The 19,294-nt window shown below is 43.8% G+C and carries 20 protein-coding genes; 5 read left to right on the forward strand and 15 right to left on the reverse strand.

All coding sequences use genetic code 11. The features are described from left to right. Positions 1-14: 14 nt before the first annotated feature. Positions 15-527 carry a DUF4494 domain-containing protein gene (locus GVN20_RS24905; protein WP_166560957.1) on the forward strand — a complete coding sequence of 171 codons (513 nt, stop codon included), beginning with the start codon at positions 15-17 and terminating at the stop codon, positions 525-527. Between the two features lie 144 nt (positions 528-671). Here GVN20_RS24905 and GVN20_RS24910 read toward each other — a convergent pair whose 3' ends face one another. From GVN20_RS24910 to GVN20_RS24940, 7 genes are all read right to left on the reverse strand, one after another. Further along, complete coding sequence (locus tag GVN20_RS24910) at positions 672-2,255, reverse strand: hypothetical protein (protein ID WP_166560958.1); 1,584 nt, start codon at positions 2,253-2,255, stop codon at positions 672-674. A 204-nt stretch (positions 2,256-2,459) separates the two neighbouring features. Continuing rightward, a complete protein-coding gene (locus tag GVN20_RS24915) occupies positions 2,460-3,284 on the reverse strand; it encodes a toxin-antitoxin system YwqK family antitoxin (RefSeq protein ID WP_166560959.1) in 825 nt (274 codons plus the stop codon). A gap of 91 nt (positions 3,285-3,375) precedes the next feature. Next, positions 3,376-4,407, reverse strand: coding sequence for an oxygenase MpaB family protein (locus GVN20_RS24920; protein ID WP_166560960.1), 1,032 nt, complete (start codon positions 4,405-4,407; stop codon positions 3,376-3,378). A gap of 99 nt (positions 4,408-4,506) precedes the next feature. Then, entirely contained in the window at positions 4,507-5,499 is a 993-nt protein-coding gene (locus tag GVN20_RS24925; RefSeq protein WP_166560961.1) for a mevalonate kinase, read from the reverse strand. A 111-nt stretch (positions 5,500-5,610) separates the two neighbouring features. Then, complete coding sequence (locus GVN20_RS24930) at positions 5,611-7,962, reverse strand: TonB family protein (protein ID WP_166560962.1); 2,352 nt, start codon at positions 7,960-7,962, stop codon at positions 5,611-5,613. A gap of 43 nt (positions 7,963-8,005) precedes the next feature. After that, positions 8,006-8,362, reverse strand: a complete 357-nt coding sequence (locus GVN20_RS24935; protein WP_114069313.1) for a BlaI/MecI/CopY family transcriptional regulator — start codon at positions 8,360-8,362, stop codon at positions 8,006-8,008. 383 nt (positions 8,363-8,745) lie between these two features. Then, positions 8,746-9,195: a RidA family protein gene (locus tag GVN20_RS24940; RefSeq protein WP_206023370.1), complete on the reverse strand. Its 450-nt coding sequence runs from the start codon at positions 9,193-9,195 to the stop codon at positions 8,746-8,748. 91 nt (positions 9,196-9,286) lie between these two features. Here GVN20_RS24940 and GVN20_RS24945 point away from each other — a divergent pair, with 91 nt between their 5' ends. Then, on the forward strand, positions 9,287-9,586 hold the full coding sequence (locus GVN20_RS24945) for an SCP2 sterol-binding domain-containing protein (protein ID WP_166560963.1): 300 nt from the start codon (positions 9,287-9,289) through the stop codon (positions 9,584-9,586). A gap of 65 nt (positions 9,587-9,651) precedes the next feature. On the opposite strand, the gene GVN20_RS24950 is transcribed toward GVN20_RS24945, so the two are convergent. The 6 genes from GVN20_RS24950 to GVN20_RS24975 all read right to left on the reverse strand — a co-directional run bounded on the left by GVN20_RS24950 (position 9,652) and on the right by GVN20_RS24975 (position 14,633). Further along, complete coding sequence (locus GVN20_RS24950; protein ID WP_166560964.1) at positions 9,652-9,831, reverse strand: histone H1; 180 nt, start codon at positions 9,829-9,831, stop codon at positions 9,652-9,654. Positions 9,832-10,099: 268 nt separating this feature from the next. Beyond that, positions 10,100-10,663 (reverse strand): DinB family protein, encoded by a 564-nt coding sequence (locus GVN20_RS24955; protein WP_166560965.1) that lies wholly within the window; start codon positions 10,661-10,663, stop codon positions 10,100-10,102. Positions 10,664-10,699: 36 nt separating this feature from the next. Beyond that, on the reverse strand, positions 10,700-11,050 hold the full coding sequence (locus tag GVN20_RS24960) for an MmcQ/YjbR family DNA-binding protein (protein ID WP_114462631.1): 351 nt from the start codon (positions 11,048-11,050) through the stop codon (positions 10,700-10,702). Beyond that, positions 11,047-11,235: a DUF6728 family protein gene (locus tag GVN20_RS24965; protein ID WP_114069309.1), complete on the reverse strand. Its 189-nt coding sequence runs from the start codon at positions 11,233-11,235 to the stop codon at positions 11,047-11,049. Before GVN20_RS24965 ends, GVN20_RS24960 begins: the two co-directional genes overlap by 4 nt. Before the next feature lie 74 nt (positions 11,236-11,309). Beyond that, on the reverse strand, positions 11,310-13,316 hold the full coding sequence (ispG, locus tag GVN20_RS24970) for a (E)-4-hydroxy-3-methylbut-2-enyl-diphosphate synthase (protein ID WP_166560966.1): 2,007 nt from the start codon (positions 13,314-13,316) through the stop codon (positions 11,310-11,312). A 99-nt stretch (positions 13,317-13,415) separates the two neighbouring features. Continuing rightward, a complete protein-coding gene (locus GVN20_RS24975) occupies positions 13,416-14,633 on the reverse strand; it encodes a chorismate-binding protein (protein ID WP_310586853.1) in 1,218 nt (405 codons plus the stop codon). A gap of 606 nt (positions 14,634-15,239) precedes the next feature. On the opposite strand from GVN20_RS24975, the gene GVN20_RS24980 reads away from it, so the two are divergent. Next, complete coding sequence (locus GVN20_RS24980) at positions 15,240-16,124, forward strand: carboxypeptidase-like regulatory domain-containing protein (RefSeq protein ID WP_166560967.1); 885 nt, start codon at positions 15,240-15,242, stop codon at positions 16,122-16,124. 10 nt (positions 16,125-16,134) lie between these two features. Here GVN20_RS24980 and GVN20_RS24985 read toward each other — a convergent pair whose 3' ends face one another. Beyond that, positions 16,135-17,193, reverse strand: coding sequence for an acyltransferase (locus GVN20_RS24985; RefSeq protein ID WP_166560968.1), 1,059 nt, complete (start codon positions 17,191-17,193; stop codon positions 16,135-16,137). A gap of 375 nt (positions 17,194-17,568) precedes the next feature. Here GVN20_RS24985 and GVN20_RS24990 point away from each other — a divergent pair, with 375 nt between their 5' ends. Together GVN20_RS24990 and GVN20_RS24995 are read left to right on the forward strand one after the other, a co-directional pair. Beyond that, positions 17,569-18,117 carry a DUF4833 domain-containing protein gene (locus tag GVN20_RS24990; protein WP_166560969.1) on the forward strand — a complete coding sequence of 183 codons (549 nt, stop codon included), beginning with the start codon at positions 17,569-17,571 and terminating at the stop codon, positions 18,115-18,117. Between the two features lie 45 nt (positions 18,118-18,162). Beyond that, complete coding sequence (locus GVN20_RS24995; RefSeq protein ID WP_166560970.1) at positions 18,163-18,987, forward strand: sterol desaturase family protein; 825 nt, start codon at positions 18,163-18,165, stop codon at positions 18,985-18,987. 58 nt (positions 18,988-19,045) lie between these two features. Here GVN20_RS24995 and GVN20_RS25000 read toward each other — a convergent pair. Next, the coding region (locus GVN20_RS25000; RefSeq protein WP_166560971.1) for a methionine adenosyltransferase domain-containing protein at positions 19,046-19,294 on the reverse strand (249 nt) is incomplete at its 5' end.

Consider the following 19,294-nt stretch of genomic DNA (forward strand, 5'->3'; position numbering starts at 1 on the left):
TCACTCATTACATTATGCCAAGCTGGTACTTAGGAAAAATTAAATATCAACAGGAACAGGAAAACGGAGCGCTCAAATCCATCTCAGAAGCGTATTTGGTTGATGCAGTTTCGTACACAGACGCCGAGGCGCGCCTGTACGGCATCGTGGCCGACAATACCCCCGACTTTCAAATCAGCAGCCTCACCCGCATGAAGCTGTCGGATGTGTTTCACTTTGAAGATGAAGGCGGCGAAAAATGGTTTAAATGCAAAACGTTTTACGTTTCTATCGACGACAGCAAAGGCGCTGCTAACATTAAAGAGAAGAAAATTGTGAGTTTTATGCTCGTCAATGCCGACAGCCCTAAGCAAGCCATCGAGCGCATTGAAAAAAGCCTCGCAACCATGCTCATTCCTTACGAAATCACCGACGTAAACCTGACGCCGATTCTGGAAGTATACCCCTACTCTCCCGAAGACGACGCGCAGAAAGTCCCCGCTGGCTTCCGACCGTTAGCAGAAGTACTGGCAGAACAGCAGGGTTAGGTTAGCGCCTGACAACAGAAAAGGGGCGCTGAGAAGTGCTCCTTTTTTGCCTTTTTGTTGGATTTATCACCCAACGGGATACTTTTACTGCGTAAAAAACGCATTGATTATCAAAACTTTAATACATCAACATTAAATACAGAACTAATCCGTAGTCCAAACTCTCATTGTTGAAGGATATGGACGATTCATCCATTGGTATGTACCATAAATTCCCACAATATATGGTTTAGAAGCTGAAGTAATACCAATGTCAGAAACGAAGGAAGTTACAGTTTTGCTCAATGATTTTCCCCATTGATAAAATCCATCCCAAGAAAAAGTAGCAACAAAGCCACTTTGGGTATTTGTGACTAAAAATGGCCCACCAAAATCAGCGTTGCCACTAAAGTTTCCCGCAACTGCAATAAGAGCGAAATTACTACTTCCAGACATCGTAACTTTTACCCCTTCATCATCATTAATACCGCCCCCTCTCACTAATACCCGCGCTACCAGTTTAGAAGAGTCATTATAGTCCCCTATGATATGCGCCAAAAACATATCTTTCCCACCTGAGGACCTTACATTTAGCGTGCCTGAATTAATAGTAGGCATGCTTAAATTATTCGAAAAATACCCTGTAATTAAGTCATCATTATTAATACCATTTGCCACGTCATCACCATTACTCCCTGCTGAAAGTGACTTCACAATGTTCCCATTAATATCAAAATACGCTAAAAATAAATCTTTACCCCCGTTAGAGGTATGTGTTTTTGTACCAAATGTGGCTGTGCCTGTAAAATACCCTACAACTCCAGAATTTTTATTAATGTCTTTAGCCTCATCGTCAACAGCTCCTCCTGCTCGCTGGGCCCATATGAGGTTTCCATTAGTATCATATCTAGCAATGAAAATATCTTTTCCTCCTGCGGAAGTCAATGAGATGTTATTAGATGGCGATTGTATCGTAAAATTTGTATTGCTAAAATAACCTGTTAGATATACAACTGAACCATTAATGGCAAGAGCCCTCCCTAAATCGCTACCACTTCCACCTGCTTTTCTTGCCCATAGTATATTTCCATTTGAATCGTATTTTGCCAGAAATATATCAGTATCACCCTGTGATGTAAGGGTATTTCCATATCCAAAGTCAACAGTCCCCGTAAAAATACCTGTAGTATAAACATTCCCATCATTATCAATAGCAACATCGTATCCTATGGCATCTGTTACCTTTCGTTCCCATGAATTAGCGCCAAATCGAGCTATAAAGTAGCCATCTTTATTCTCTTGAGACAATGGAGTTGAGTTCCATGCCCTACCTGTTACATAATATTCGGAGGTATTTAAACCTGGAGTTACTAAAGCAATAGAATTTGCTTCATCCGCGCCTGATGCATAGAAATATTCTCGTCCTAAAGTGCTTCCTATAATTGGTCTTGGGGGAGCATATTCGTCACTGTAGATATTTTCAGTAAGTTTTATCCACTGAATACCATTAAAATAATTTAAGCACCCGCAAGAAATATTATATATGATAGCTCCCCTTTCTGGCCCTTGAATCTGGTCTCGCTGCACAGTAGTTAGATTCGGAATTACTACCCCTTGGCTATTGGGAGAATTCGTATTGATATTTGGTTGTGCATTTCCAGGTGTTATTATTGTGTATTGTGCTCTTAATGAGTTCCAAATCATTAAAAGGGAAAGAGATAACAACAAATTTTTCAAAGATACCCTCATGGCGTGGTTAGTAACGTGACATATTTTTCTTTTAAGAGCTTAACGTAGCTTTATTTTAGGTCAAAAACCAAAAAAGTTATCAAACGGTCTTGTTTCGCCACTCTTGGTTTTATCACCAATAGGTCTTTTTTGCTCTGATTTTGGGGCAAAAAGATGATTATCAGGATGTTGGTAATAACACCAACATCGGCACCAAATACCTCGTTACTGCCTCCGCCGTGTAGTTGGGAAGGGCGGTGGTGTAGTCGGGGGCGTGGGGATTTGTTTTTTGGTTTGTGCCATATTTCCCATGTTGGTCGCTAAGTTAGTGAGATACACATTTCCTGAGCGAAACATCAAGTTGACGGCATACAGCCTATCTGAAGGTACTCCGTCAAAATGGGCGGGAATCCAACGGGGCATGTCCTTGATGATGTCCGCCAATTGTTGAAGCGTGACAAAAGAGCTATTTTTGAAGGTATGGAGCGTGGCCACGCTATCGGCTTGCACCAATATCACAAACGAATAAAACTCCGTAGCGGCGGGCGGGATATCCTTTAGTTTTTTTCGCAGATACCCCTGCAAGGCATACTCTCCTCCCCGAAACATCGGCTCTCCCGAAAATTCGTAGAACTCAACTTCATTTCCGTCCAAATCGTAGCAGTGCTTGTCCTTTCGCATTCCGTTGCGATACCATTCGCGGCGCTTGATACTGCCATCGGGATAATACACCTTGAACTCCCCAAACTTCTCATTGTTTTTGTAATCGGCAATCCAGTATAAATCCCCATTGGGATAAAAGCCCTTGGCAAATCCCTGACGAATCCCCTCCTTGTAATCCTTGAAATTGGTTTCGGTGAGCAACAGGCCCGCTTTATCGTAAATCCGGAGCGTGGCAAAGCGCTTTTTTTTATCGTAAAAAGTCACTTCTTCGTCGTGGGTAGAAAAGCTTTTACGCTGTACGGTGGTGGCCACGGTATCCGCTACAAAGGCGTTGGCCTCTCCTGCCAGCAGCCAACAAAACCCTAAACAAATGATGAAGATTTTCATAGCCTCAAACGTTTACTTATGCTGAAAAAGCAGTATAAACAACAAATTTCCCCACTAAAGTAATATAAATTCCATAAAAATCAGGGGTTGTTTATCGGCCATATTTTTCAAAAACGGGAGAAGACGCGCGCGGCTGACGAAACAGCTTCTGAAAAATAGGAACCTGCGCGGTAAACTTGATAATACCTTCTTCTAAAGGCACGGGCGGGATAGCCAACAAATCTGCCACCTCTTTTCCCAACAAAAACCGCATCTGAGCCAACGGAAAATTTTGCAGCGCGGGCTGAGGGGCCTGTTGCTGAAGTACCTTGGTCAGCGCTTTGGTGAGGCCGACGCCTGCCTCCGAAGCCTTAAACTGTCGGAGAAAAATAGCACGGTCTAAATGAAATGCTTCGCGTAGATTAAGGGGTAAAAGGGGTTCTTCCACGCCCAGCAAAGCGCCTACCACGCTCCAAAAGTGAAGAAAATCGGCTTCATCAGCTTCGGCGGCGGTGATTCCCAACTTGCGAAGCCCCCGAATGACGATGTAAGAAAATGCCAGGTTGGTTCCCGCCATATCTTCCTGATTGATAGGCAGTCCCCAAGCGGGGTTCCATTGTTCGGCGTGTTTGGTAAAATACCGAATTACGGCGTGCATCAGGCGAATCTTAAGAACCCGAACCGCGTTGCGGCCGTTGCGCCAATCGCGTTCTTGCATGATACCGTACACAAATTCACCCGTTTCTTCCAAACGCTTGAAGGTATCATTTTTGATGCGTTGCGACAGCCAAAGCACCTGTGCTCCGTCGGCGGCGGCGTAGCAGTAAGGCAGTGAATAGCAACCTAATATAAGCGCGATTTGCTCGTTATATTTCCAAAAAAACGCCATTCCCTTGTCCATTTTGGCCAAATCGGCAAAATCAGGAAGACGGCTGTGTAAGGCAAAAAAAGTCTGAACAAAAGGTGGCTGCTCTTCGAGAGAGAGAAGTTCGGGATTCCCCAAAAAACGCATAAATTCAGCCAGTCGCACTCTGCCACCGTGAGCGGCGAGTTGTTCCACGACGGCATCAGCGTCAGCATCTCCCACTTGACGGTACGGTGTCAGCAGGTTATTATCAAAAATTCGGGTGGAAAGGATCGGCATGGCGAGTCATGATATAGTCAGGAAATAGTTATAGAATCATCACCTTTTGGTATAGCCTCCAAACGCAAAGCCCCTAACAACTCCTACCTAATTAACGACTCAAACAATAAAAGGTTTGATGACGCGGGCGTTTTGTTTTTTAAGTTCTACAAACAACCGATTGAGCATTTCTTCGTCGCGATAAATGCCGATAATGGAACCTCCCGAACCCGTAAAAGAAGCCGAAGCGCCACAATTACGGGCGGTTTCAATCATGGCACGGTTGCGGTCGGTGATGGTCATAATCTCGGCGCGGTGGTCCAGATTTTGATTGACGAGTTCGTTCAAACGGTCATAGTTCTGCGCTTTAATCACCCCACGGCCTTCTTCGGCTACGCCTGCGATATTTTGCAGCGTACCCACCACGTGAGGCTCACCTTGCTCCCACCGTTGGCGAATATTATTCAACACTTTTCCCGAAACCTTGCTCAGGTCCGTTTTGTAGGCAATGTATAGTTTTGGCAGCAAGCGCGGGTCAATGGGCTCGTAGTAACCGTAGCCTTGTTTTTCAATCAAATCCCGCGAAAAATCCATGTAAACGCAGCCTTCGTAGCATTGAATGACGCGGTCTTGTAAACCCGCCGTGATCCCCAACTCTTCAACTTCGGCTTTCAACGCCAACGTGGGCAATATGGGAAGTGGAATTTCTACTTTGTAAAATTGCATCAACGCCCGCAAGGTAGCTACCACAATGGCACTCGAGCCAGCCAAACCCACCTGACGCGGAATGGTGGTTCGATAGCGAATGGTAAAATTTTGATTGGGCAACCGAATCGCTTCGCTTTCGCAATACTCCACAAACTTCTTGATCGCCGCCTTCACCAACGGAATCCCCCCATGGTATCCCAAAGTGCTGATTGTATCGCGTAAATGGTATATATTTTTAAACACATTGGAATCCTGCGTTTGCGGCTCAATCTCCAACTCGGGCGATTCGTGCAGCGTAATGGAAGCACCAAAATTGCGAACCGAAATAGAAATGGTTTTACCAAAGTACCCATCAGAGGGGTTTCCTAAAAGCCCTGCACGGGCATAAGCACGGGTTTCAATCATTTTTGTGTATTTGTCACGTATTGTCGGGCTGTAAGCGCCTATTATCACCGCAAAATAACAACAAAAAAGCGAAGGCACTGCCTCCGCTTCTGTACTAATTTGCTGTGTGGGCTAGTTTTTCTTTGTTGTTATCTCAATAACGCCTCTTTTTCCTTTGTCACCATATTTTTTAATAGCCTCTTCTCCCTTCAATACATTCATACTTTGAATGCTGTCAGGGCTCAATTTTTGAATTTGATCTTTTTCCATCTCCTTCCCATCCAAGAGCCATAGCGCATTTTCAGGCATGTTTTTTTCTACTACCTCTTTTCTAACAGCAGCAGCCTTTTTAGTCGTAATATTCACCACCCCATTTTTGGCTTTTTCACCATAAATTTTAGTGGCCGACTCATCTTTTAATACACTGATATTATCAATGTCATCAGGATTAAAATTATTTTCCAAATCAGTTCTCTTTATTTCTTTACCATCAAGGATGTAAAGTGGTTCTGAACCAGTAGCTGTACCAGTAGAAAAAACAGAAACTTTGTTTCCCCCAAGCTCTTTTTCCTGAATTACTTTACCATTATTCAAAAGTGCAATCTTTTCGTTGTCTTTTGATTGACTGAATTTGATTGAAGGGGTATTATCAAACGAAATAGGCAAATTAAATTTCGTATCTACGGCTTCTCCGTTTTTGGTAGCAGGAGTCCAATTCGGCATTTTCATAATTAATTTTATGGCCTCTGCATCGCATCCAAAACCAATTCCTTTGACAATCACTACGTCTTTAATTGCTCCATTTTTTGCCACGGTAAAACCCGTTACTACAATTCCTTCCACATTTGCCCTTCGGGCTGCTTCGGGAAATTTTAAATTAGAAGCAATGTATTGTTGTAAAGCAGCCATTCCCCCCGGAAATTCGGGATCTTTGTCACCATTGGATAACGCAGCTGATTTTTTCTCCAATACAAACGCAATAGGCAAGTTGTACTGAACAGCTACGGCTTTACCGTTTTGTTTACCGGGAACCCACTGGGGCATATTTAGCGTTACCCGCAGGGCTTCCTCGTCGCAGCCAAAACCGATACCTTTCATGATTCTGGGGTCACGAATTTCGCCGTCTTTACCTACCACAAACTGCACAAACACTTTTCCCTGCACATTAGCACGTTGAGCGGCCGCAGGATACTTAATAGCGCGTGCTAAATACCTGCCCAATTCACTCATTCCGCCTGGAAACTCTGGATTTTGCTCTACTACTGTAAAAACCTCACCATTCTTTGTCAGTTTTGACTTTTCCTGTTCTGATACGGCCTCCTTTGATGGTTCAGCACCATACCCTACCACTACTATTTCACTTAATTCTTTGGGTTCAAGTTGCATTATTACGTTTTGCTCACTTTTCGTAACTTCTAGCACCTGCGTTTTAAACCCAACAAACGAAAACACCAATTGCTTCCCTTTCAGAACTTTAATCAGATAATTCCCATCCAAGTCAGTAATTGTACCTTGTTGGGTATTTGCTACAATAACCGCTACCCCTGGCAATCCCTTACCATCTTGGGTCGTTATGCGGCCTTTTACGGTGAGTTCTTCGGCCATTACCTGCTCAGTATCGGGCACTTCCGACTCAGCTCGGCGGGCAGCCACTAGCACTACCAACCCTATAATAATAGGAACAGCGAGCAAATAGCGGCCCAATACCCAACGCGAACTACGATTTTTTGTCAACATGGCGATTCTGTTTTTAAGTTGAGTGGCGTCAAAAAAGTTATTGGTTAAAACATTGGGTGAAACCCCAAAGGCATACCCTACCAAGGTGTGCGCATACTGCATTCGGTCACCGTTGGTGGCTCGCTCATCAGCTATGAACTCGTGGATTTCTTTGAGCGAACGTTTAAAAAAAATCAGAACAGGATTGAACCACCAAAACACGTGAACCAATTCCAGCCACAACAAATCCAAACTGTGCCGCTCCTGAATATGCACCAGTTCGTGGCGCAGTACCACATCGCCGTAGGTTTCAGCGTCTTTTTGACTCACGACCAGGTAATTCAGAAACGAAAACGACGAAATAGACCCATCAGCGACCCGCACCAGAATGTATTTACCAGCGCGTTGACGCTCCCCAGCGCGGATAATCTTGAGCACTTGCCACAACCGAAAGCCCAAACGCCCGAGCATCACCATCACCCCTAACCCGTATACGAGCCACAGCACCTGCTCGGTAGTCATAAAGGGGTCTTCCACGGGTTGGTACACCACCGTCGTAGGTTCAAGGGTGATTTGCGTTATCGGCAACGGCTCGGGCGCTTTCTCGGTCAGTACCACAAAGGGAGCTACCAAAGCAATCAAAAGGGCTGCTAATAGATAAAAACGATTGAAGCTAAAATAGGTGTGTTTGCGCAGCAAAAGCCAATACAGGCCATACAAGGCTACCATCCCTGCACTTGCTTTTAAAAGATAAATGAACGATTCCATGATTTTTGAAACGTTTGAAGTGGACAATTATCGAAACATCACCCTAGCGTTTTAACATCTTAATGATTTCGTCGGCATCTTGAAGACTGATGTTTTTATCCTGCACAAAAAACGACACCAGCTCTTTCAATGAGCCTTCAAAGTAATTATCTACCAGCTTATTAGCTTCGTAGGCACGATAATCTTCCTTGCTGACAATCGGGAAATATTCGTAGGTTTTTCCGCTAATGGCGCGGTGGTCGATGAAGCCCTTTTGCTCCAAAATACGGATAAACGTAGACACAGTATTGTAGGCAGGTTTGGGCTCTGGCAAGTGCTCAATCACATCCCAGACTACCCCTTTTTCTAAATCCCATAGGATTTGCATGATTTCCTGTTCGGCTTTGGTGAGTTCTCTCATTGGGTTAAATCGTTGGTTAAAATAATTTTTAAAGTAGGTAACTAACTTCCCGACCGACAGTTCAATACCGCGAATTGGGTTGATTCAGTATAGTGAAACAAAATAACAACTAAAATTTTAGTTTTGCAAATAAATCAACTAATTTTTTAGTAATACTTTTACCCAAACTGTATTTCATCCTTCTATTGGTTGTTTATGTAATCAAGTAAAAGAAACAGTGTGTTTTTCTAAAATGGAAATGCAGGTGCGCTTGGTTGCTTATAACTCAATGCAAAACGGTTCAAACACATCAAAATTTATGCCCAAACGCTTATCAACTACCCGTCCGACGGTTTGAAACCGTCGGACGGGTATAGAAAAAGGAGGATTCACCCCCAAAAGGGTTATTTTTTCCGTGGGCCACGCACCGCGATTACCGCGATTTCGAGCGCAGCTCCTCCAGGAAGATTATCGACACCAACCGTTGCGCGGGCGGGGAAGTTGCCGCTGAAATATTTGCCGTAAATTTCATTTATTTTGGCAAAGTTGGCGAGGTCTTTTACGTAAATGGTGGTGTTCACCACGTCGTCCAATGAAAGTTTGGCGGCTCCCAATACCGCTTTTATATTCTCCATGATTTGGGTGGCTTCCGCTTCAAATCCTCCTGCCACCAATTGCCGTGTTTGGGGATTGAGGCCGATTTGCCCTGCAACAAAAACCATTCCGTTGGCTTCAATGGCTTGACTATATGGCCCGATTGGCGCGGGAGCGGCGTCGGTTTTGATAACGGTTTTTTGGGCAAAGGTCAGCGTAGCCATAAAGATGAACAGAAATGTAAAACATTTTTTTTTCATAAAAATTGGAAGTGTTATTGTTTGTTGACAAATGAGTAACCTAACTTGCCCCCCAAATTCGTATTTTTCACTCTTAAAAACAACTTTCAGCATGAGCCTTCAATCACTCACTGAACAAATCAAAACCATCGTAGGAATCGACAGCGGCTTGGATGCATCCGTCAAATTTGTCACCGACGAAGGCGTTATTGTCATCGACGCCAAACAAGTTCCCAACGTAGTAAGCAATGAAGATGCCCCCGCCGACTGCACGCTGGAAATCTCAACAAGCGACGCCCTCGATATGCTCAGCGGCTCGCTCAACCCGATGATGGCTTACATGAACGGCAAACTCAAAATCGACGGTGATATGGGAGTAGCCATGAAAATAGCCCAAACTTTTGGGGGATAACCCTCAAAAATAAGCGGACCCGACAAATTGCCGAGTCCGCTTCTTAATGTCTTTTTCGGAATTACTTATTCCTTCGCATTTTTGGAGTTCTGTACTTCAGCGCGAATAGCCTGAGCTATATTTTTAAGGTCTTGCATTCCTTTGCGCACACGTGTACCGGCAGCCTGATTACCTTTGTTGTAAAACTTATCAAAGTCTCCTTCAAGGCTCATTACTAGATTTTTGATTTCATCAAATTTGGCCATAGTAATAACAAGTTTTATGGTTGTAAAAAAGTTTAAAAACGCTTAAATTGGCGTGATTTGGCCGAAATTTAATGATTAAACCATTAAACACAAGTGGTAGCAAAGAAAAAACAATAAAAAAAATGCAATTTTTAATAAAACAAGTACAAGTAAAAGACTAACATCCTAAAAATCAGCACATTAACCAATTATTGTTTTTAATCTTTTTTTGGGCTATTTTTCAAAAAAGTGGCCGTACAAGCCAAAAAAGGGCATTTTTGAAGCTATGCTACGATTTAGGAAAGCCCTCCCGCTGCATAACTCGCAGCGCCTGATTGAGATGGCGCTGGTGATGAGCAATCGTAAAAAGCAGGACATCACCGAACCGAAATTTGAGCAATGAAGTAAAAGGCGAAACCACTTTGGTATTCCAGTCGATGGTATTTGCCTTCTGTAAAACCTTCTCCAAGTCTTCAATAATTCCCTTGTAGCGGGCCAATACTTTTTGAGTATCAAGGTGATAAGGCTTGGGTTTAAACATTCCAGGAGCAGGAATCTTACGGGACGATTTTGGGTCAACAAACCCCAGCATCATCCGACCGTTGAAACTCATTTCAAACGTCAAAGGTGGTTGGGCGTTCGGGGGCGTACGCTCCACTTTATAATTGAGCTGATTGACGTAGTACTGACTCACCATGTTTAAATGAACAAGGCATTCCAATATTCCCCATTGATCAGGCGCAGGTTTCCACTGAATTTTTGCCTCGGAGAGGGGTTCAAATTCCTGAGCAACTGTTTGTTTAATCTGCTGAAGCTGTTGCAATAAATCCTGACGAGTGGAAAGAACATCCATAAGAAAATGATGGTTGAGGGTGAAAGGGCACTTGTGTTAAACTAACTGCTCCCTTACCTTACCGGGCAATGATTGTACCACCAAATCATACGAATGGTCAATCCATTCGCGAAGCACCGCATCTTTGATAGAGCCGTCGATGATGACCGTATTCCAATGCTTTTTATTCATGTGATACCCCGGAAGTACGCAATCGTGCTCTTCGCGCAATTGAGTCGCTTTTTCGGGGTCACATTTCAGATTGATACTGAACGGAGTACGGTCGAGCGTAGTCAGTGCAAATACTTTTCCCGCTACTTTGTAAGCAATGGTTTCTGGTCCAAAGGGAAGTTCTTCGGTCACTCCTTTCTTAGTAAGGCAATAAGCCTGAAATGATTCTATATTCATCGGCTCAAAAAACGGTAAAGCATTACACCGATACAAAACAAAAACATGATGATGGAAATACGGTTAATTCCGTGCATCATGCGGAGCGATGAGGTGTTGGGCCGCGACGGGTCTGGCTTCTTAAATACCCGAATGAAGTACCCAAACACTTCACTCATTTGAAAAAATTCGATGAAACGTTTCATAATTAATCAGTAGCTCCCGCCCCCAAAGCGGAGTTTAGGTGAAAATTAGCCCCTTTGGGGTTGGGGCTTTGTATTTATAGCTCAATCGCCTCTGGCTCAAACCATTTGCCATCTTCTTTGATGATATTGATGAGTTCATCCACGGCGTTGTTGGCAACCACCGATTTTTTCACTACCTGTTGCCCCCGGTACAGCGCAATTTTGTCTTTTCCGATGCCCACGTAGCCATAATCGGCATCCGCCATTTCGCCTGGGCCGTTGACAATACAGCCCATGATTCCGATTTTAACGCCTTTCAAATGGTCGGTTCGCTTGCGAATGAGCGCAGTAGTTTCCTGTAAATCAAACAAGGTTCGGCCGCACGAGGGGCAGGATATATACTCCGTTTTTGACATTCGGGTACGGCCCGCCTGCAAGATACCAAACGCAATACTGTTTTGTTGCTTGGCGTATTTCAAACGTTCTTCATTGTCGACTTCAGCCGCATACTGGGCCGAGAGCATGATACCATCGCCAAGACCATCTACGAGCAATCCACCACAGTCGGTGGCCGCAAACAGCGAAAGTTCGTCCGAATTCTCCGTTGAATAGGTTCTTTGAATCACCACCGGACAATCCATTCCTTTTTCTATCAAATCAACCATAAATCGGCGCAGGGCCGGCATGGCGTGGGCATTGTCAGTTTGAAGAAGCAACACCACAGGCACACCCGCGATTTGTTCTTGGGTCAGTTGGGTAGCCGCGTCTATTTTGATAAAATTGAGCGTTGTACTTCTTTCCGTTGCTTGTTCAAACTCGGCCAGTGTAAAGAGCGGAAATTGGTGTTCCTGATTAAGGGCCGTTTTCCAGACTTCGTAATCAACGATTTCTTTCAGGCCCATAGGCAGCATAAACGTTGAAGGCCGTGCCCCCGTGTAGATAAAATCAACGCCAATGTCATTCATTTTCCATTTGTCAGGCACGGGCAGGTAAAAATGCCCCACACTGCGCAAATCTTCATATTGGGTCACTTCAATGGCCGAAAGATCGGCAATGACGCGCGGCACATTTCCCCCACCGAAGTTAAAAACCTCTTTCGTTTTCCGACGACTGTACTGAAATGGGTGAATGGGCGATGCGGTTATGGGCCGAATGGGTGTCGTTTCAGCGGCGCGATTGGTATAACGGCCAATCAGTGCCGCCGCTACTGGCGCTTCAAATTCGGGGTCTTCGGTCAACGAGACCCGCACCGTATCTCCTAATCCATCTTCCAACAAAGTCCCGATTCCTACCGCCGATTTGATGCGACCGTCCTCTCCTTCTCCGGCTTCGGTTACGCCTAAATGCAGCGGGTAAGGCTTTAAGCCTTCAGCATCTAAACGATTGACCAACAGCCGATACGCTTCTACCATCACGAGTGGATTGCTGGATTTCATTGACAGCACCACGTCGTAATAATTAAATTCTTCGCAGATGCGCAGAAACTCCAGCGCCGACTCCACCATGCCCAGTGGCGAGTCGCCATAGCGGCTCATGATGCGGTCAGAAAGTGAACCATGATTGGTTCCAATCCGCATTGCGGTGCCGTATTCTTTACAAATTTTCAGGAGAGGAATAAATTTTTCGCGAATCCGCTCCAACTCACGTTGGTATTCATCCTCGGTATAATCAATCAGTTCAAAGCGTTTTTTGTCGGCATAATTGCCCGGATTGATGCGTACTTTTTCCACAATGCGGGCGGCTAATTCAGCGGCATTGGGTGTAAAATGAATATCGGCAATGAGCGGGACGGTGTAGCCGCGCGCGCGCAAACCTTTGCGAATGTTTTCTAAATTCTGGGCTTCTTTCACGCTGGGAGCGGTGATACGCACGTATTCACAACCCGACTCTACCATCCGAATCACCTGTTCGATAGAGCCTTCGGTATTCATGGTGTCTACGGTGGTCATGGATTGCACCCGAATCGGATACTCAGAACCCAGCGGGATGTCACCAATTTTGACGGTGATGGTTTTACGACGTATGTATTCCGTCAGCGATTGGCTATAATGATACGACGTAATGGCGTCTTGGAGCGAGACCGTGTCGTTGAGCGTCAGCATGAATCTAATTGCAGTTTAAAATGATGAACAGAAACCAGCCTTTCGGCTCTTTTCATGCCGTAAATTTAGAGATAAAACCCTAAACAAAAGCTTATTGTTTTATGATTCCTCCAGCACTGTCAGTAAAGTCCGGCATTTCAGCTCGGTTTCCTGCCATTCTTTTTCAGGAACTGAATCTTCCGTAATTCCGCCCCCGCCGTAGAGGGTAGCCATGCCGTTGCTTATCTTCATGCAGCGCAGATTGACAAACAAATGGGTTTCGTTGTCAATGTTTACTGGTCCCAAATAACCGCTGTAAAATTCGCGGTCGTAGCCTTCGTGCGCTTGAATAAACTCTAAAGCGGGCAATTTGGGCATACCGCACACCGCCGAAGTGGGATGCAACAGCCCCAGCATGACTGTTCCTAGTTCGGGGAAATTAATGGCTTTGGTATCGACGGCATAATCGCTACGCAAGTGCATCAGATTGCCCGCAACAGCCGTTTTTGGGCCTTCTTCGAGGTATTCACGCACCCGTATTTTCTTAAAACACGAAATGATATAACGGCTCACGAGCGCTTGCTCTTCAATCTCTTTCTGGGTCCACGGCGCTTGCTTTGGTGGAATCATCTGCCCAGACTCATCAAACGCAGACTGAGTACCTGCCAAGGCTACCGTTCTGAAAATCCCCTGTCGATCCACACTCACGAGGGTTTCGGGCGTGGCGCCCAACCAAATTTGATTTAAGTGGGGCAGATACACCAAAGAAACAAATGCGTTGGGGTACTTATTACAAAGTCGTTCAAAAATGCCCGTCACCGAAAACGAATCAGGCAAGGCCACGTGCTTGGTTCGGGAAAGAACCACCTTTTGGATTTCACCCGCTTCAATGGCTTTGAGGGCTTCTTTGACGGATTGCAGATGAAATTCTTCGGAAGAATTAGTCGGAAATTCACTTACATTTCTCTCGTTTTGCGTAACCAAACTCACATTACGGCACTCATTTTCCCACGCTTCTTTGGCTGAACTTGATTCCGTTGATGGATAAGTTTCGGAAACTGGCTCTCCTGTTTCATCAAAACGAATGTGCAAATCTGCCTTAATAAAGAGCGCATCCTCCCCTTCTAAATTCAGAAATGGGCTGACCGCAAAACCCGGAGGCAGGTCTTCCAGCATCATTTTTGTTTTGGGAATATCAGTTCCAAAATTGATAATCAGGTGTTTATCTTTTTGCAGAGGTAAACGCCACAGAGCGGCAGCATATCCAAGTTCATACGCCGACTGCCAACCGTGCAGCGGCAAAACTGTTTGCGATTTAATTTGTGACTCCGAATCCACTAGTCGACGCGTTAGTTCATGATTGTATTTCTTTATATTGAACACTTTTTCAACCAAAAGTGTCTCTAAAAAACGAAAAAACAAGCCAGTTTTCTGGGTGTATTTTCTAAAATTCTGCCTAGAGATTCTCTTTCTTACCAAAGATACGGTTTAAGTCAAAGAAATATTCTCCTGATTTTCAATAGTTAATTTCTATGAATACATAACCAATGACCTGATTTTCTGTTTTCAGGGGAATCGACATTTTATCTACATTTTTCAAAAACGATTCATTTGCAATACCATTTTCTCTCTTCTAAACATGTGCCTGATGCCAAAGAGTAAAAAGCGTTAAGTACAAAAGCACCGTTGGATAACTTTTCAAGTTAACTCATTGATTCTTTGACAGAATTGCATATCATTGTTAAACAGAATTCACTCATCAACAGGCATTTAAGGCCGTATCTGTTTTATTAAATCGGTTATATCTCCCGAGACTGTGACTGGTACCTATTGCTCTCGTCTAAGAGAAGCCTATTATACCATCAAAGGTTTTATACTAATCATCACCATGCCACCATGATGAGAAAGTAGGCAATTACGCCCCAAATTGAAAACCCACTTTTTATGAACCCTGCCTTGAACACCCTCGTCTTACTTTTAGTGATTTTACCCAGGATTATTTTAGGCCAATCCCTTGAAATTAAAGGGATAGTGAGAGATAAGAATAAAGTTGGCATTCCATGCGCCACCATCAGCCTAAAAAATAAAACGCAAGGCTACATTGCCGACGAAAAAGGCTACTATCAATTAAAGGTAAGCCCAAACGACACTTTGATGGTCTCTTCCCCAGGCTTTGAACCCTCTTACATTAGCATCAAGAATGTAGTGGTTCTATCTCCCTTATTTATTTATCTTTCTCCTAAAGAAACCACTTCATTAAGAACGAATGAAAGTGCTGACCTTTTTCAGCGCTCAGCTATGGAAGGGATTTACGGCCATCCTTCAAGCACGGCTTTTAATGCGGCAGTCGGCCAGAGTATTGCCTTAAAAATTGAAAATTCCGCAAAAAAAGAGGCACTTTTAAGCAAAATACACGCCAAATTTGACAAAAAGACCCTCACCCAAACCAAATTAAGAATTAGGGTTTTTTCAGTCAGTCCCGATACAGGAGAGCCTCTTGATGATTTATTAACCAAGTCAGTTATCGTCCCAATTACCTCAGAAACATTTTTATTCGACATGGAACCTTATAAAATCTCCATTCCTACCGAAGGGTGCTTTGTGGGTTTTGATTGGGTAGAAATGCCCGAAGGAATCAAAAAACAACCACAGTCGGCATCATCCTATAAGCAAATTGATTTTTTAAAGCCTTGTTTAAAAACGACCTCGAAAATATGTAGCACCAAAACGTTTTCGAGGGTGTTTGCTTCTAAATGGCACAGCTGGAGTCCACAAACCAATGGTCATTGTCCAAGCAATGTATTTATTGCTGCGACGTTGAGGTATTAAAGTAACCGTTTCATTGCGATAAAACACTTTCTTGCTTTACTTCTAACTTGGTCTTAAGACGTTTCCAGTTTTGACGCAAAAAACGCATTGTTGGCAGTTCAATCCAAAAATTAATCGCTGAAGCAACCCCAATACTAAAGGCCAGCATAATGAGACTGTAAATCAAATTGGGCATGTGCGGCAACAGATGATGCTGAAGCCACGGGCGAATAATTTCCGTACTGATTCGCTGGTGAATTAAATACAGTGAATAAGAAATATTGCCCAGAAAAAGGCTCACTCGGTTTACCAAAAAACCAAGTTGGTGGGAAAGAAGCAGAAAAAAAATACCAAAAAAAGCGAGAAGCATCCATACGTGTTCCTGTATTGTAATTACCCATTGAGACCGCCCAAAAAAATTGTGTAGGTAGCATGACAGAATAAAACAGCAAAGAACTCCGAAATAACGACCGGGCGTTGCTTTTTTAAATTCAATGAGGTAGAAAAATATGCCCGCAAAAAACAAAGGGGCATGATTCAGAAATTGCACCGAGTTACTGATTTTTGCGTGCGTACCTGGGGCATACAAACTGCCCCAATAATGCCAATTATAGACCAAAAAGAGGCTTATCCAGATAAAATGCTCGACCCATTTGGCAGTATTGGAAATAAAAGGCAAAATCGCCAAACAATAAAAAAATAGTTCAATACCCAACGTCCAATAGGACCCATCAATATCCTCCACGCCGAAGTAGCCTTGCAACATTGTTAAATTTACCAAAAAATCGTGTAAATGTACGGTGCCGCCATTGAGCAGCACTAAAGCCGAAGTAATACAAACAGCGACCCAATAAGCGGGATAAAGACGCGAAAATCGCGAAACAATGAAATCAAGTGCATTGTGATTTTTTTCCAATGAATAAAAAATCACAAATCCGCTAATGATAAAAAATAGGTCTACTCCCGCTACACCCAAATTGAGCCAATGCCATCCATCAGGCTGGTTTACGTTAAAATGAAAAAAAACAACAAGAATGCAGGCAATCCCACGCAGAGCATCCAACTCTAACAGTCTATTTGAATGAGGCATTAACGATGAGAGGGTATCTTGAATTGGTTTAAACTAAAAAAAACAGTTTGTTAAACTTGTAGAATCTCACCTCCGACAAGTTTATGAGAAGCAATTTCTCCGTAATCTCCGTTGTAAGGGGAGGCAAATTTGTAGAAAAAACAGTTGCTAACAAAAGAGTAGGGCATCATTCTCTTAAAACCATCATTTAGGGCGCTTTTAGGCATATCAAAATCAATACACACTACCCTCATTTTGAGCAAAATCACCTAAATATTGACTCCTCAATCAGCGAATAGATACGTTGATTTTTATTTATTTTTTTATTCTGATAGGGGGGAAAACACAATAGGTTGTCATTAAGGCAGAGGGCATCAGCAATCCCTCCATACAGCTATGAAAATCTACACGTTAATTCTTGCGGCCGTTGGGCTGTGCTCATTTCATGTCGTTGACGACTCTCCAACAATCTCTTTTCCAGAGCCGCCAGCTTCGGCCAATCATCTGTTTTACATTCAGCGTAGCAACGACGCAAACACGGTGATGTATGACGCTAATTTACTGCCCAACAAGCGATTAAACCCAAAATATCCCATTGACGTATATTGGATACGTTATGCAGAAAAAGGGCAACGGGAAAAACTTTCAACCATACAGTGGCAATTGGCGTACGGGTACAAACAACACATAAATCAGCAGGAAAACCAGTCGGTTGAGATACGCCTTAATGCCTTCCAAAACCGCCCATTACAGGTTTTATCGCACGAAGGCAAGCCCGCCGCTATTACCCAAATTGATGGTCATGCTTCATTATTAAAGAAAATATTTGTTCAGTTAGAGCCTTCTAGCGGGTTTCTCCCTAAAGTCCGTTACATAGAGCTATTTGGCATAGAAATGCACCCCAACAAACACACAGTTTCTGAACGTATCTACGTACACCGATAAGCTTCAACCACGATTCCCACTATTAAACCATAACATTTTTCTGGAATGACTCCTCAGCAGTTTGAACAAGACTTGCAGCCGCTGTTGCTGTATGCTACCCCTTTGATTTTTATTTGTATTGCCGTTGAATATTGGCTGGTCAGACACGACCCGCACCACCGATACGACCACGAGGATTTAAAAGCATCAGTCGGCATTGGCCTTGGAAGCCTTGTCATCAATGGTCTTTTTAAAGCCGCGATTGTGGGCATAAGTTTATTTTGTTACGAAATGGTTCCGTGGCGTTTGCCCAATACCTGGTGGTCGTGGGTTGTGGCTTATTTGGGCATTGACCTTTGCAATTATTTTGCGCATTTTATTGCGCATAAACAGCGCATTTGGTGGGCAACCCACGTCACGCATCATTCATCAGAACATTTTAATTTGGCCACCTCATTTAGAAACTCATGGACACAGCACATCAAAATCATTTTCTTTTTGCCCGTGTGGCTTTCTGGAATTCACCCCGTGATTACGTTCACCTGCTACCAGATTGATTTACTGTATCAATTCTGGATTCATACCGAAGTGATTCATAAACTGCCTCGCTGGTTTGAATATATTTTTGTAACTCCCTCCCACCACCGGGTACATCACGGGAAGAACACGCTCTATCTGGATAAAAATTTTGGAACTACGTTCATTCTTTGGGACCGCCTGTTTGGTACATTTCAGGAAGAGACCGAAACGCCCGTGTACGGAATCACGAAACCTGTTGAATCCCAAAACGTCATTTACCTGAATTTTCACGAGTGGAGGGATATTATCCAAGAAGTACGTCAGGCCAAGTCGCTGCGTGAAGCCGCCGCGATTCTTTTTGGCCCACCTTGATATAAAAAAACGTCGGCGAAGTAAATTCGCCGACGTTCAAATCATAAAAATATATTTTCTACAAACCAAACGCCGCTTTCACCGCGTCTACGTAGTCGAGTTTTTCCCAAGTAAACAACTCTACCTCTACTTCGGCACGTTGACCCGCGTTTTCAAACACCTTCGTCACGGTTTTAGGCTCGCGGCCCATGTGGCCATACGCTGCCGTTTCAGAGTAGATAGGATTACGCAATTTCAGGCGCTGCTCAATGGCATAAGGGCGCAAATCAAACACACTTTCTACCAATTTCGCAATTTCACCATCGCT

Source organism: Runella sp. CRIBMP, from assembly GCF_009905605.1.
GTDB lineage: Bacteria > Bacteroidota > Bacteroidia > Cytophagales > Spirosomataceae > Runella.

What these genes read in the sequence shown, in the direction of transcription:
- GVN20_RS24915 (WP_166560959.1), bottom strand. Translation starts at nt 3,284, where the DNA reads ATGAAAATCTTCATCATTTGTTTAGGGTTTTGTTGGCTGCTGGCAGGA.
- GVN20_RS24985 (WP_166560968.1), bottom strand. Translation starts at nt 17,193, where the DNA reads ATGCCTCATTCAAATAGACTGTTAGAGTTGGATGCTCTGCGTGGGATT.
- GVN20_RS24995 (WP_166560970.1), top strand. Translation starts at nt 18,163, where the DNA reads ATGACTCCTCAGCAGTTTGAACAAGACTTGCAGCCGCTGTTGCTGTAT.
- GVN20_RS24990 (WP_166560969.1), top strand. Translation starts at nt 17,569, where the DNA reads ATGAAAATCTACACGTTAATTCTTGCGGCCGTTGGGCTGTGCTCATTT.
- GVN20_RS24910 (WP_166560958.1), bottom strand. Translation starts at nt 2,255, where the DNA reads ATGAGGGTATCTTTGAAAAATTTGTTGTTATCTCTTTCCCTTTTAATG.
- GVN20_RS24955 (WP_166560965.1), bottom strand. Translation starts at nt 10,663, where the DNA reads ATGGATGTTCTTTCCACTCGTCAGGATTTATTGCAACAGCTTCAGCAG.
- GVN20_RS24925 (WP_166560961.1), bottom strand. Translation starts at nt 5,499, where the DNA reads ATGATTGAAACCCGTGCTTATGCCCGTGCAGGGCTTTTAGGAAACCCC.
- GVN20_RS24960 (WP_114462631.1), bottom strand. Translation starts at nt 11,050, where the DNA reads ATGAATATAGAATCATTTCAGGCTTATTGCCTTACTAAGAAAGGAGTG.
- ispG (WP_166560966.1), bottom strand. Translation starts at nt 13,316, where the DNA reads ATGCTGACGCTCAACGACACGGTCTCGCTCCAAGACGCCATTACGTCG.
- GVN20_RS24980 (WP_166560967.1), top strand. Translation starts at nt 15,240, where the DNA reads ATGAACCCTGCCTTGAACACCCTCGTCTTACTTTTAGTGATTTTACCC.
- GVN20_RS24945 (WP_166560963.1), top strand. Translation starts at nt 9,287, where the DNA reads ATGAGCCTTCAATCACTCACTGAACAAATCAAAACCATCGTAGGAATC.
- GVN20_RS24935 (WP_114069313.1), bottom strand. Translation starts at nt 8,362, where the DNA reads ATGAGAGAACTCACCAAAGCCGAACAGGAAATCATGCAAATCCTATGG.
- GVN20_RS24965 (WP_114069309.1), bottom strand. Translation starts at nt 11,235, where the DNA reads ATGAAACGTTTCATCGAATTTTTTCAAATGAGTGAAGTGTTTGGGTAC.
- GVN20_RS24920 (WP_166560960.1), bottom strand. Translation starts at nt 4,407, where the DNA reads ATGCCGATCCTTTCCACCCGAATTTTTGATAATAACCTGCTGACACCG.
- GVN20_RS24950 (WP_166560964.1), bottom strand. Translation starts at nt 9,831, where the DNA reads ATGGCCAAATTTGATGAAATCAAAAATCTAGTAATGAGCCTTGAAGGA.
- GVN20_RS24905 (WP_166560957.1), top strand. Translation starts at nt 15, where the DNA reads ATGCCAAGCTGGTACTTAGGAAAAATTAAATATCAACAGGAACAGGAA.
- GVN20_RS24930 (WP_166560962.1), bottom strand. Translation starts at nt 7,962, where the DNA reads ATGGAATCGTTCATTTATCTTTTAAAAGCAAGTGCAGGGATGGTAGCC.
- GVN20_RS24940 (WP_206023370.1), bottom strand. Translation starts at nt 9,195, where the DNA reads ATGAAAAAAAAATGTTTTACATTTCTGTTCATCTTTATGGCTACGCTG.